We start from the raw sequence: 14,289 nt of genomic DNA on the forward strand, positions 1-14,289 counted from the left end.
AGGAGAGTCGATGAGAAGAAAAAGAAAAAAATCGTAATTTTAACACTGAAATAAACACGCTTTTGGGAACTGTTTTGCTATGCTCTATTTAAACAGGAATACCCGGGTCAATTTCATAGGAATCTCCAGACTACCACGACAACATGATTTAAATAGTGTTTAAATGATATTTAAAAACCACTCTATATGAGTGGTTTTTTCATCAAAATAATCTATCAAAAAAGTTGCGTGCATTAGCGATTTTTTTTGCACTTTTGGTTTTGCCGATTATAAATTTTGGAAACTTTAATTTCGTTTATTTTCTTTTTTGTCTTAATACTATTTGTCGTTTTTGAAACTAAATATTGGTGTATTTCGTCTTTTTGTACTACTAATTGTAGTCTGAACACTCCGTAATACAACACCCACCATGATAAAAAAGAAAGCAGTACCCATAGAAAACTTGTAGCATATTCTGAATCAAATACATAGAATTCTATGGTAGACAACAACCACATAATAATAATGTATATCATAAAAAGGTTTAATCTTAACAACCAACGCTTTTTATCTTCTGAAATAATCTTAGAACCTTTTATTAATTTCCTCCCCCAAAAGATCAAAAAAACATTAAAGAAAAATGATCCATTATCCATAATATGAAATTGCAGATCAACAAAATCTGAATTATAGAAGTTAAAAATAGTATCTAAATAAAGAATAGTCTCTATAATCAAAGCGCCAATAAAAGGAAGATAAAGCCATTTATACCAGCTTTGTTTAAGGTACTTATGTTCAATTTGAATTAGAAAATAGGTAAATAGAGTAACTCCTACCAGGTACTCCAACACAGGATTGTTTAAAAATTCTAAAACCGTATCTTCTATGTTAAACCACCCTAACAAAGTCAAACTTGTTAGCAAGAACAATGACAGAGAGAGATAGTTATTTGCGCGATTTTTATAAAAAGGAGTGGTGACCAATGAGATACTGATAAAATATCCTATAATTCCACTTGCAAGAATTGCAAAACCTAATAGTATAGTATTCAATATTTGAAAAAATTAATTGAGCTTGATGTATTGTTAATGTTAGTTCGTCTAAAAACTCGTTTTATTTATAGGATAAATATAAGTTGATTTGCTAGTTTTTTTATACATCAATTACCTTATTAGGTATTTGAACTATACTGAATTAAGGTTATTTTGATACTTTTAGAAACTATTCTCTATCTGAACTTCATAAATTTTTAAGCGTTGTAATCATCTAATCGGTCGAAATAAAAAAACCTGTTAAGCTACGTAAGTCTAACAGGTTTAATTCATCGCGACTTGGGGAGGTTGCGACTGATTAACAACAAAAAATCACATCAACAAAAATACTTTCTTCGCAACATACATACAATTAGAAATCAATTCCATTGTGGGTCTAACTGATCTCTGTATACGATTAATACGCTTTTTCATAATAGGGGAAACTTGTGTGGGTTAATAATTTATTTTAATCTCAAAAAACAATGTTAATAGGGGGCATTCTTTTTTAAGGGGACACTAATATGCAAATTATTTTCAATAATAGCGTTTAAATACGTAATAAATCGACAAAATACCTAAAATTTTAACATTTAAGGTTGTGAAGCTTGTTTTTACAGGTTAAAGTAAAGGTTTAAGACAATAGAAAAACCATTGAAAGTGTAGTATTTTTCTTTCAAAGAAGGGAAATTTGGTACTGTTTTATACCAAACGTTTCTTTTATTAATTTATTATCCGTAAACCTTTAATTATTATTCGTTAGGATATCAAAAGAATTAGATTAAATCAATCCAATATCATTTCAGGAATATCTCCTTTAATTATGAGATTTCCTTCGGTTGCATTTTTAATATCTTCAACAGAAACTCCAGGGGCTCTTTCTAAAAGTGTAAAACCGTCATTGGTCACTTCAAGAAAACCCAAATTAGTGACTATTTTTTTTACACAACCTACTCCAGTAAGAGGAAGCGAGCATCTTTTAAGTAATTTAGATTCTCCTGCCCTATTGGTATGCATCATGGCCACAATAATGTTCTCTGCACTTGCGACTAGATCCATTGCTCCTCCCATTCCTTTTACCATTTTACCAGGGATTTTCCAATTTGCAATATCTCCGTTTTCAGCAACTTCCATTGCTCCCAGGATGGTCAGATCTACATGCTGACCTCTAATCATACTAAAACTCATAGCCGAATCAAAAAATGATGCACCAGGCATAGTAGTAATGGTTTGTTTTCCAGCATTAATGACATCTGCATCTTCCTCTCCCTCAAATGGAAAAGGTCCCATTCCTAAAACTCCGTTCTCACTCTGAAACTCGACTTCAATACCTTGTGGTATATAATTTGCCACCAGCGTTGGTATACCGATTCCTAAATTAACAAAATATTTGTCTTTAAGCTCTTTAGCGATACGTTTTGCTATTCCGTTTTTATCAAGCATATCTATTTTCTTCTAATCTTATATGAATTAAAATCACTTGTTGATTTACCTTCCTGAATCCACATTAATATAGGTAATGATATTACCAAAGATCCTATCAGTCCAAACATAAAAAATAAAACAACCGAAATCACTATACTTATAATGAATACAATCAAAATCTTTTTATTATCTACCACTGCATCAATTCTATTAATATGTTTTTTATCTTTTCTATTACAATACTTACACTCAACCTCAACCTCATCCCCAACTTGCATTTGTAATTGTCCTCTTGTAGAAACGACTGGAACGAATTTGTTCTGAATTTTACATTGTGAACACGTAAATTCTAGCTTCATATAAAAGTTTTGATTAATTCAAATTAGGCTGTGGTGTCATCCTAAGATATGGTTTGATTTCTTTATGTCCTTTAGGAAATAGATTAGGGATTTCTTCATTAGTTACAGAAGGAACAATAACACAATCCTCTCCGTGATTCCAATTTGCTGGAGTTGCCACTTTATGATATGCTGTTAATTGAAGTGAATCTATAACGCGTAATAATTCATCAAAATTTCTACCTGTAGATGCCGGATAAGTAATAGTAAGTTTAATTTTCTTATCTGGTCCTATTACAAAAACAGATCGCACCGTTAATTGGCTATCTGCATTAGGATGGATCATATCATACAGCTCTGATACTTTTCTATCCTCATCAGCTATAATCGGAAAATTAACTGTAGTATGTTGTGTCTCATTAATATCTTTTATCCATCCATGATGAGATTCTACACCATCAACACTTAACGCCGCCACTTTTACATTACGCTTATTAAATTCTTCTGTATATTTTGCTACCGTTCCTAATTCTGTTGTACAAACAGGGGTGTAATCTGCTGGATGCGAAAAAAGAATTCCCCAGTTATCCCCTAACCAGTTATGAAAATTAATTTCACCTTCTGTAGTTTGTGCATCAAAGTTTGGTGCCTCATCTCCTAATCGTAATACCGCCATGATTTATGTGTTTAAAAATTTAAAATATCAAAAATTATTCTCTTGTACGCACTGTACGTTGTTCTATTCTTTTTTCGTAGTCTTTTCCTTGAAAGATTCGTTGTACAAATATCCCAGGGATATGTATTTCATCAGGGTTAAGACTTCCTGCAGGAACTAATTCTTCTACTTCGGCTACGGTTATCTTTGCCGCTCCACACATACAAGGGTTAAAATTTCTAGCGGTTCCTTTAAAAATAAGGTTTCCCGCTTCATCTCCCTTCCATGCTTTTACAAATGCAAAATCAGCTTTAAATGCATGTTCTAACACATACATTTTACCATTAAACTCTCTTGTTTCTTTTCCTTCTGCTACTTCGGTACCGTAACCTGCTGGAGTATAAAATGCAGGAAACCCGCCTTGTGCAGCACGACATCGTTCTGCCAGTGTTCCTTGTGGGATAAGTTCTACATCCAATTCTCCACTTAGCATTTGTCGTTCAAATTCATCGTTTTCTCCAACATAGGAAGAAATCATTTTGTTGATTTGCTTTTTCTGAAGTAAAAGCCCTAATCCAAAATCATCTACTCCTGCATTATTTGATATACAAGTAAGTCCTTTAATATTGAGTTTTACAAGTTCTGCGATAGCATTTTCTGGAATACCACATAACCCAAACCCTCCCAACATAAAGGTCATATCATCTTTGACTCCTGTCAAAGCTTCGGTAACATTGGGTACCGTTTTACGAATCATAATGTTCTAATTTTAGCAGACTAAAAGTACTAAAAAAATAGGATTAGATCGTTTGAAATAAGATAGTTTTATGAATAATTTAATCGATGAACAAAGTCCTCTTTACATACTAAACTCATCTATATTTTCATCTTGAATATTACTCTCTCTAAAGACTTTACAATCTACTTCAATAGTTAGTTCTTCTGGCTTAGGAAATGCACCTGTAGAAACCTCCAAAGTCTTATCTGTATAGCATTTTTTCATATACAATCCCCAGATTGGCAATGCCATTGTAGCTCCTTGTCCGAATTTGGTAGTCTGAAAATGTGTTGCTCTATCATCTGCACCAACCCATACTCCTGTAACCAAGTTTGGAACAATTCCCATAAACCAACCATCACTTTGGTTTTGGGTCGTTCCTGTCTTACCTGCAATTGGATTTGTGAATTGATAGGGATGTCCAGTAACTACATTTTTTAAATCATATCTTGAAGAAGCTCCTGTTCGTAAACGCACTCCTGAGCCTGAATGTGTAACTCCTTCCATTAAATTAATAGTAACATAGGCTGCTTCTTTACTAATTACATCTTTGGTTTCTGGAACAAATTGATACAATATTGCCCCATTTTTATCTTCAATACTGGTAATCGTAACAGGTTTAGTATAAATTCCCTGATTTGCAAAGGTGCTGTAGGCGCCTACCATTTCTGATAATTTTAAATCTACCGATCCTAGTGCAATCGAAGCGACTGGTGTAATTGGCGATTTTACTCCCATTTTTGTGGCTAACCGGGCAATAGGTTCTGGACCTATTTTATCCATTAAGCGCGCAGAAATTGTATTCACAGATTTTGCTAAAGCAGATTTAAGGCTTAGGTATCCTGTATATTCTCCATCGCTATTTTTAGGAGTCCAATCTTCTGTAACTCCATGACTACCTGCCGAAATAGTTATTTGTGACAATGGTAGTGTATCACAAGGAGAAAGTTTAAGCTGATCTATTGCCGTAGCATACACAAAAGGCTTAAATGTAGATCCAACCTGACGTGCCCCCTGGTACACATGATCATATTGAAAATGTGTATAGTTAACCCCTCCTACCCAAGCTTTAACATGCCCCGTTTGTGGCTCCATTGACATTAACCCAGATCGTAAGAATTTTTTATAGTATAAAATTGAATCTCTCGGGGTCATAATGGTATCAATATCACCTTTCCAGCTAAATATGGTCATCTCTGTCTTTATGTCAAAAGATGCATTGATTTCTTTCTCACTTTTACCAGCACTAAGCATTTTCTTTCTTCTTGCAGAACTTTTAATCGCTCTTTTGAGAATTGACTCTTTCTCTGCCTCTGTAATGTTTCTAAACGGAGTAGTTTTGTTTTTCTTCTCTTGCTTATCAAACTCTTTTTGAAGATTAGACATATGTTCTTGCACTGCTGCTTCTGCATATTTTTGCATACGAGAATCTATAGTTACATTAATTCGTAAACCATCTCTATAGATATCATAATACTCTGGATCTCCTTCTTCATTTTCTCCTTTAGGGTTCTCTTTTACCCAGTTTGCCATCCAACTTCTCACATATTCTCTAAAATACTGTGCTGTTCCATCTTTATGGCCTTCTGGAGAATACTCTAATTGTAATGGTAATTCTTGCAAAGCATTTTTTTCTTTTTCGCCGATATAACCGTATTTATACATTTGTCCAAGTACAGTATTCCTTCTATCTCTTACCAGTTCAGGTCTGCGTAATGGATTGTATAAAGATGAATTTTTTAGCATTCCTACTAATACAGCAGCTTCTTCTATTTTAAGATCTTTTAGTGTTTTACCAAAATAAATTCTAGATGCAGAACTTATCCCTATGGCCTGATTAAGAAAATCATACTTGTTGAGATACATAGCAATAATCTCATTTTTAGTATACTGTCTCTCTAGGCGGGTAGCTATCACCCATTCTTTAAGTTTTTGCGTGATTCGCTCCCATATATTTCTAGACCCTCCTGTAAATAATTGTTTAGCCAATTGCTGTGATATTGTACTTGCTCCACCTTTGGTTCCCAAAAAGACAAATGCTCTTACTGTACCTCTACCGTCGATACCAGAATGACTATAATACCTTGCATCTTCTGTAGCTACCAATGCGTTTACCAAATGTTCGGGTAAATCATTATAATTTACAGGAGTACGGTTTTCATCAAAAAAAGTTCCTATTTGCACCCCATCAGAAGAAATAATCTGAGTTGCTAAGTCATTTTGTGGGTTTTCTAAGTCCTCAAATGTTGGCATCTCACCAAATACTCCCCAACTCGCAAAAAGGAATAATAATATAACTAAAAATATCCCTGATCCAAATAGTATCCAGAATCCTTTTATAAATTTTATGGTATTATTTGCTGGAGTCTTTTTTCTTTTTTTTGTCGACTTGGGTGTTGCCTTTGCCATATCCTAAGGGTTTTGCGCGTATTCTATTCTAAATCCAATATCTGTTATTCCTTCTAACGATGTTATGCCATTTACTTCACCATTCTTTCTCATAGCATGCTGTAACGTTATCATATATTGTCCTTGTTCTTTAAACTTTACTTTTTCCTTGTACCATAATTTATTCTCTTTAAGTTCAGAAAAGCCAGTGCCTAACCATTGTCCATCTGGCGCAGCCAAACGATATTCTAAAGTGTCAGTGATTACTTTTCCATTAGGAAATTTCATCTCACTGATCAAAAATAAATTGCTATATCTGTAAGAGTTATTATTACGAACATTAATAAACAAATTATAGTCTTGTAGAGAATCGAGTTCTGGTATTGTAAAACTTACCTTCTCATTTATCTCCCATGCATCCGCTACGGTTTGATATTCATCAAAAACCTGCTTGTCATCACAAGAAACTATTCCAATTATAATAAAAACTATTAAAAAAAATCTAAGATTTACCATTGTTTTTATTCCTAGACCTACGTTTTTTATTAGGTTGATTGTTTGATTTATTTGAGTTTTTGTTTTCAGAATTTCCCGCTTTTGATTTATTTGAAGCTACAGTTTGTTTTTCTGAAGATCCTCTTTTTTTATTTTTCCTTTTATTACGATTTCTTCTTCTATTACTACGTTTAGGTTGATCAAATCTCGTTAGACTATCCTGTCCTACAACGTTCTCAAAATCTGTTTTAGTATCCTCTATAAGTTCAGAAGCAAAATCTTCCAGACTTGCTACTTTTTCGTTATTTATATTAGATGCAATAATTTCATTTACATCTTCTGCAGTTATTTTATGCCAATTCATCCATTCTCCTTCATAAGCATACCACAATACTCCTTTAAAAATGTCGATTTTCTGACATACTGCTGTTCCTTTTTCTGTCTTGAGTTTTGTTTCAGTTTTAGGAAAACTATTCAATGCATCGATATAAGCATCTAACTCGTAGTTAAGACAGCATTTTAATTTTCCACATTGACCTGCCAGTTTTTGTGGATTTAAAGACAATTGTTGGTATCTCGCTGCACTAGTATTTACTGATCTAAAATCGGTAAGCCATGTTGAGCAACAAAGCTCTCTCCCACAAGAACCAATACCCCCTAATCGAGCTGCTTCTTGTCTAAAACCTACCTGACGCATTTCTATTCTTGTGCTAAATTCATGGGCAAATTCTTTAATCAATTGCCTGAAATCTACACGTTCTTCTGCAGTATAATAAAAAGTAGCCTTAGATCCGTCTCCTTGAAATTCGATATCAGAAATTTTCATTTGGAGTTCTAATCTAATCGCAATTTCACGTGCACGAACTTTCATGCTCTCTTCTCGATCACGCGCTTTCTGCCAAATATCAATATCTTTTTGAGTTGCTTTTCTGTAGATTTTCTTAACATCTTCGCTATCTTCTTCTACTTTCTTTTTCTTCATCTGGATACGAACCAGCTCACCAGTAAGAGTAACTATTCCAACATCATGACCTGGCGAAGATTCTGTAGCTACAATGTCGCCAATACTTAGAGAGAGATTCTCTGTATTTTTATAAAAATTTTTTCTTCCGTTTTTAAATCTAATTTCAACACATGAGAAAGGTTTTGCCCCACCAGGGAGCGACATATTAGACAACCAATCAAAAACCGTCAATTTATTACATCCATCGGTACCGCAAGTACCATTATTCTTACATCCTTTCGGTTGCCCGTCATTTCCGGAGGAACAACTGCTACACCCCATATTTTCTATCTATATTGAAATTTGTCTGTAGCTTTAAACACTACAACAAATATGGTTCTTACTAAAATCAGAAACGATTACCGTATCTAATATCTTAATCGATAAAGATACTATGAAAAAAATTATCAACATAGTATCTTTTGCATTTTAGCAATTACTGTTTATATTTCAATACTTCAGAACGACCTTTTTTAAAGATTTTATTACTATTTGCTTTGCCTTTTCTAAGAGCTTTTTGTTCTTCGAATGGTAATCTATTAATCTCCATGCATTCTGTCGAACAACAATTTTCAAAGGTCTCGGCACATGTTGAACATTGAATAAATAGTAAATGACACGCCTCATTATCACAGTTTACATGAGTATCGCATGGCTCTCCACATTGATGACAGTTAGCAATTACATCTTCTGATATACGTTCTGCTCTTCTGTGATCAAAAACGAAGTTTTTTCCTAAAAACTTGTTTTCCAGACCTTGTGCTTCTACTTGTCTTGCATATTCTATGATTCCTCCTTCTAATTGAAATACATTTTTGAATCCTTTATGTTTATAATAAGCACTAGCTTTCTCACATCGTATACCACCTGTGCAGTACATTACTAGTTTTTTATCCTCTTTATGTTCTTTAAGATCTTCTTCTATAATATCCAAAGAATCTCTAAACGTATCAACATCTGGTGTAACGGCTCCTTTAAAATGTCCGATTTCACTCTCATAATGATTACGCATATCAACCAATACAGTATCTGGATCTTCTATAAGTTGATTAAATGCCGAAGCATCTACATGTACTCCTTTATTAGTCACATCAAAAGTATCATCATTAAGACCATCTGCAACTATTTTGTTACGCACTTTTACTTTCAGTTTTAAAAAGGATTTTGCATCTTGTTCTCGCGCAATATTAAGACGTACATTTTCCAGGAAGGTAATACTATCTAAGTGTTTTTTGAAAGCCAAAAAATTAGGCGCAGGAACAGATAACTGCCCATTAATTCCTTCTTTGGCTACATAAATTCGACCAAGAACATCGAGTTCATTCCAATGAATAAAAAGGTGATTTCTAAAGATTTCTGGATTACCAATATTTGCGTATGCGTAGAAAGATAGCGTAAGTCGGTCTGTACCCGCCTCATCGATAAGAGCTGCTCTTTCTTTTGCGCTTAATTTGTTGTACAGTTGCATGCTATACCTACGTTTTAAGTTAAAAAGAATAATTTATTTCGCACAAAAGTACAAATAATTTTTATTTTCATCTCAGGGTCCAATACTAGATTCAACTTTACTTTCTCTTTATAAAAAAACCCTATCTAACTTTAAAACCCAAGTCCAAAAAAATGAAACGGATACTACATATCTATTATGAAAGTCTAGATATGAGAATAATTCTATAGATGTAAAATCAATAAATTGTATTTTCTGAATATAAAAAATGCCTTGAAAAGAATTCAAGGCATTTTTTTGGCCAATTCGTTAATACTTAATTTAACGATCTAAATCAATATAATAACGAAGCTAACCACCTTCTACTCTACAATTACTAATACTAGCAATTGTAGAGTGGTTAAGGTTATGTCTTACGACCTTTTTAAGAAATTTCATCGATCACCTTCCTCCTTCTTTTGTTCATATTTGCTTTTATAGTAGATGCAAAAAAAATATAAGGTTGCGTGATATAATAGAAAAAGTACTTTTTAGGTACTATATCATGATTCTTATAATTCTAGAAATATTATATATAAATCCATTATATTCTGTTGTTAATAACGATTTTAGAATCCATATCACAACTACAAAAAGAAATAGTACTTTAGCAAAAAGTTTACAATAGAATGTCAAATCCCGATATATTTGATCAACAAATGAGTACAGAAAAAGACGCAAAATTAAAAGCACTAAAACTTACCTTAGATAAATTAGATAAAGCATACGGAAAAGGAACTGTAATGAAAATGGGGGACAGTGCCATCCAAGAGGTGGAGGTTATCCCTACAGGATCACTTGGTTTGGACTTAGCTTTAGGTGTTGGAGGATATCCCAGAGGTAGAGTTGTAGAAATTTATGGACCAGAATCTTCTGGTAAAACAACCCTTACGCTGCACGCCATAGCTCAAGCACAAAAAGGTGGAGGTATCGCAGCATTTATAGATGCTGAACATGCTTTTGATCGTTTTTATGCAGAAAAATTAGGTGTAGATATTGAAAATTTAATTATTTCTCAACCAGACAATGGTGAACAAGCCTTAGAGATTGCGGATAATTTAATTCGTTCTGGCGCTATTGACATCATAGTTGTCGATTCTGTAGCTGCACTTACTCCTAAAAGTGAAATCGAAGGCGAAATGGGAGACTCTAAAATGGGTCTTCATGCAAGATTAATGTCACAGGCTCTTAGAAAACTAACCAGCTCAATTAGTAAAACAAACTGTACTGTAATCTTTATTAACCAGCTTCGTGAAAAAATCGGAGTGATGTTTGGAAATCCTGAAACTACTACTGGTGGTAATGCATTAAAGTTTTATGCTTCTGTTCGTTTGGATATTCGCCGTTCTACACAAATTAAAGATAGTAATAGCGAGGTACAAGGAAATAAAACACGGGTAAAAATAGTCAAAAACAAAGTTGCACCACCATTTAGAACTGCAGAGTTTGATATCATGTACGGACAAGGTATTTCTAAAAATGGAGAAATCATTGATATTGGTGTTGACTATGAAATCATAAAGAAAAGTGGTTCTTGGTTTAGCTATCAGGATACTAAACTTGGTCAAGGCCGAGATGCGGTAAAAGCATTACTTAATGATAATCCTGAGCTTATGGAAGAGCTCGAACAGAAAATTATTGAAGCTATAAAAATTGTAAAAGAGTAAAACTTTCTTAATACCATAAAAAAACCCCGAAGTTTCGGGGTTTTTTTATGTCTAAAGGTAACTATATCCTGATATAATTAAAATAAGTGTAAATTTAAGCTTACCTAAGCAACCTTATTTACTTACTTACATCTACATAATAGAATAATTGTATTATTTCTCGAAACCCCAATTATGAGAAGGATAAGAATAATATTGATTTTTTTTATTGTAGCTGTATCTACAGGGTGTTCTAATGATGATAATGAAACTAGTTTTTTTTATGAATTAGTTACGGTACAAGATGCTTCGGTCCCTGAGCAATTTAACCGTGGTGAGATTTATACAATTACTGTTTCTTATTTTAGAACATCAAATTGTCATTCTTTTGCAGGGTTTGATTATGACAGATTAGCCAACGAAAGAACTGTATCAGTAATCAATTTGGTGGTTAACAGAGGGAATTGTGAAGAACTAGACATGACAGATCTTGTAGAAGTTTCTTTCGACTTTTTGGTTGGAGAAGAAGATTCTTACATTTTTAGATTTTGGCAAGGAAAAGATGAGAATGGAGATAATCAATTTTTAATTAGAGAAGTACCTGTATTATAATTAAACTAAAAAAGTTATTAGTGAGTTTAGACCAACTCATAAAGGGATGTAAAAAAGGAAATGCGGTAGCGCAAGAACAATTGTATAGACTATACAGTAGCAAGTTATTCTCTATTTGCTTAAAATATTCTAACGATTATTCTAGTGCCGAAGATACCCTGCAAGATGCTTTCATCACCATTTTTGATAAAATAACCCAATATAAAAATAAGGGTTCTTTTGAAGGGTGGATAAAACGGGTAACTATAAATACAGCTTTACAAAAATATCGGAAACAAAAAGTTTTTGATATTATTAACGAAGAACAAATTGAAGAAGTAGAAGTACAAATTGACGATGATGAAGTTTCATTAGATTATCTTCTTAAAATTATTCAACAACTACCTGATCGATATCGATTGGTATTTAATCTTTATGTGCTAGATGGGTATTCACATAAGGAGGTTGCTGAAATGCTTGAGATATCTATAGGAACTTCTAAATCTAACCTTGCCAGAGCAAGAAATATTTTAAAAGAAAAACTAGAAACCAACCAAGAACCATATGTTCGCTCAATTGAAGGACGAAGATGAATGATAAAAAAAATATAGATCGGTTATTTCAGGAAAAATTCAAAGATTTTGAAGTTATTCCTGATGAAATAGTATGGGAGAAAATAAAAGCCCGGAAAAACCAAAATAAAAAGAGAGTTTTTCTTATTCCTTTTTGGTATAGAATTGCAGGTATTGCTGCTTTAATTGCTATTATATTTGGTATCAGCAACCTTCCTTTTAATACCACCACCCAACAACAAGATCAGACGATAACCAATTCTGAAACTAAAACCAATGTCGAAGAGATTCCTGATGATTCTTTTGAAACAACTACAACTAATAAAAAACCAATAGTCAATACAGAAAAAGAAAAAGCCTCTGGTTCTGATAAAAGTGAAGAAAAAAATGATTACGATACCAAAACAATTCAAAACAATTATTTTGATCCTTCTGGAACAAAGGAAAATATAACTATTGCTGATACTAAAGAAAAGCAATCACAATCAGTAAAAAATAATGCAACAAATACTCTTACAACTACCAATGATGAACAACGTATAGTTGATCATTCTTTAAAAAACACAACTACTAAAGACAAAGCTCTTAATTCTGAAAAAGAGGATATCGTTCATGAAAAAATTTCGACTACTTCTTCTACTGCTGCTAACTCTTCAAATAAAGAAATACAATCTGATAAAGAGCATTCTACTTTTATCTCTCCAGATCAAAATAATACAACAAACACTAATGCTATAGTCGAAAAAAGTAATGATCATTCTGAAAGAAATAAAACTATAAATACTCCTACAAATACTAAAGGCAAAACCTTTAGTTCTGAAAAAGATGATATAATTCGTGAAAAAAATTCGACTACGCCCTCTACTGCTGCTAACTCTCCAAATAAAGAAATGAAATCTGATAAAGAGCATTCTACTTTTATCTCTCCAGATCAAAATAATGCAACAAATACAGATGCTATAGCCGAAAAGAATACTAACAATACTGAAAGAAATAAAGAAAATAATACCGTTCCTGAAGAATCTGAACAGCTAGATGACAAAGGTAAAAAGTCCATCTTTGATGTAGTAAATCAAGAAGAAGAGGTTGTTGAAACCCCATCATCTTCAAAAAAATGGAATATTTCACCAAACATAGCTCCCGTATATTACAATTCTATTGGAGATGGATCTCCGATTGATCCTCAATTTGCTGACAATAACAAAAATGGACAGGTAAATATGAGTTATGGAGTTCAAGTTTCTTATGCTATTACTAAAAAACTTAGTATCCGCTCAGGAGTAAGTAAGGTAGATTTAAGCTACAATACAAATGGTGTTGGTTTTGCTCCTTCTGCTGTTGGACAAAACCTAGAAAGTGTAAATTATAATGAAAATGCCGGAGCAATTCTTATCTCTGATATTGGAAACACAAGAGATATTGAAGCTTTTGATATTAACAGAAATGCACTAGACCAAACTCAAAATTTTGGATTAATCAATCAGAGTATTGCATATATAGAAGTTCCTATGGAAATGAAGTATTCCTTAGTAGACAAAAAGTTTGGTGTCAATATGATTGGCGGTTTTAGCACATTATTTTTACAAGATAACGAGGTTTCCCTAGAGGCCGGAGATTTTGAAACTTCTATTGGTGAAGCCAATAATCTTAATGATTTAAGTTTTACAGGTAACATCGGACTTGGTGTTGATTATAAAATATCAGATCAGTTCGAGATTAATCTCGAACCCATCTTTAAATATCAATTTAACGCATTTAATAATAATGCCGGTAATTTTAAACCTTATTATTTTGGAGTTTACACAGGGGTAAGCTTTAAATTTTAGATCTATACAAAACCTTTTTTAGTTGGTTAGGTAGTTATTGCAACACATAATAAGCAATGATGAACAAAGTCGTTCC

General features: G+C 33.0%; 13 protein-coding genes. 4 read left to right on the top strand and 9 right to left on the bottom strand.

What is annotated here, in order from left to right; genetic code table 11:
* Positions 1–233: 233 nt before the first annotated feature.
* From FOF46_RS24610 to trhO, 9 genes are all read right to left on the bottom strand, one after another.
* Positions 234–1,031, bottom strand: a complete 798-nt coding sequence (locus tag FOF46_RS24610; RefSeq protein ID WP_143918294.1) for a hypothetical protein — start codon at positions 1,029–1,031, stop codon at positions 234–236.
* A 765-nt stretch (positions 1,032–1,796) separates the two neighbouring features.
* Entirely contained in the window at positions 1,797–2,453 is a 657-nt protein-coding gene (locus FOF46_RS24615) for a CoA transferase subunit B (protein ID WP_109436056.1), read from the bottom strand.
* 2 nt (positions 2,454–2,455) lie between these two features.
* The gene (locus FOF46_RS24620; RefSeq protein WP_109436057.1) at positions 2,456–2,794 is read right to left on the bottom strand and encodes a hypothetical protein; all 339 of its coding nucleotides are present in this window, start codon (positions 2,792–2,794) and stop codon (positions 2,456–2,458) included.
* Between the two features lie 13 nt (positions 2,795–2,807).
* Positions 2,808–3,449 carry a peroxiredoxin gene (locus FOF46_RS24625; RefSeq protein ID WP_143918295.1) on the bottom strand — a complete coding sequence of 214 codons (642 nt, stop codon included), beginning with the start codon at positions 3,447–3,449 and terminating at the stop codon, positions 2,808–2,810.
* Between the two features lie 34 nt (positions 3,450–3,483).
* The gene (locus tag FOF46_RS24630; RefSeq protein ID WP_109436059.1) at positions 3,484–4,185 is read right to left on the bottom strand and encodes a CoA transferase subunit A; all 702 of its coding nucleotides are present in this window, start codon (positions 4,183–4,185) and stop codon (positions 3,484–3,486) included.
* Positions 4,186–4,287: 102 nt separating this feature from the next.
* Entirely contained in the window at positions 4,288–6,615 is a 2,328-nt protein-coding gene (locus FOF46_RS24635; protein WP_109436060.1) for a penicillin-binding protein 1A, read from the bottom strand.
* Positions 6,616–6,618: 3 nt separating this feature from the next.
* A complete protein-coding gene (locus FOF46_RS24640; RefSeq protein WP_109436061.1) occupies positions 6,619–7,110 on the bottom strand; it encodes a gliding motility lipoprotein GldH in 492 nt (163 codons plus the stop codon).
* Positions 7,097–8,374, bottom strand: a complete 1,278-nt coding sequence (locus FOF46_RS24645; RefSeq protein WP_143918296.1) for a PSP1 domain-containing protein — start codon at positions 8,372–8,374, stop codon at positions 7,097–7,099. Before FOF46_RS24645 ends, FOF46_RS24640 begins: the two co-directional genes overlap by 14 nt.
* A gap of 154 nt (positions 8,375–8,528) precedes the next feature.
* Complete coding sequence (gene trhO, locus FOF46_RS24650) at positions 8,529–9,560, bottom strand: oxygen-dependent tRNA uridine(34) hydroxylase TrhO (RefSeq protein WP_143918297.1); 1,032 nt, start codon at positions 9,558–9,560, stop codon at positions 8,529–8,531.
* A 677-nt stretch (positions 9,561–10,237) separates the two neighbouring features.
* Between trhO and recA the strand changes: the two genes are divergently transcribed.
* From recA to FOF46_RS24670, 4 genes are all read left to right on the top strand, one after another.
* Positions 10,238–11,245 (top strand): recombinase RecA, encoded by a 1,008-nt coding sequence (gene recA / locus FOF46_RS24655; RefSeq protein WP_109436442.1) that lies wholly within the window; start codon positions 10,238–10,240, stop codon positions 11,243–11,245.
* 174 nt (positions 11,246–11,419) lie between these two features.
* A complete protein-coding gene (locus FOF46_RS24660) occupies positions 11,420–11,836 on the top strand; it encodes a hypothetical protein (protein WP_109436064.1) in 417 nt (138 codons plus the stop codon).
* Positions 11,837–11,856: 20 nt separating this feature from the next.
* Positions 11,857–12,408: an RNA polymerase sigma factor gene (locus FOF46_RS24665; RefSeq protein ID WP_109436065.1), complete on the top strand. Its 552-nt coding sequence runs from the start codon at positions 11,857–11,859 to the stop codon at positions 12,406–12,408.
* Entirely contained in the window at positions 12,405–14,213 is a 1,809-nt protein-coding gene (locus tag FOF46_RS24670) for an outer membrane beta-barrel protein (protein WP_143918298.1), read from the top strand. Before FOF46_RS24665 ends, FOF46_RS24670 begins: the two co-directional genes overlap by 4 nt.
* Positions 14,214–14,289: the final 76 nt, after the last annotated feature.

It is taken from the genome of Aquimarina algiphila (genome assembly GCF_007489275.1).
Taxonomy (GTDB): domain Bacteria; phylum Bacteroidota; class Bacteroidia; order Flavobacteriales; family Flavobacteriaceae; genus Aquimarina; species Aquimarina algiphila.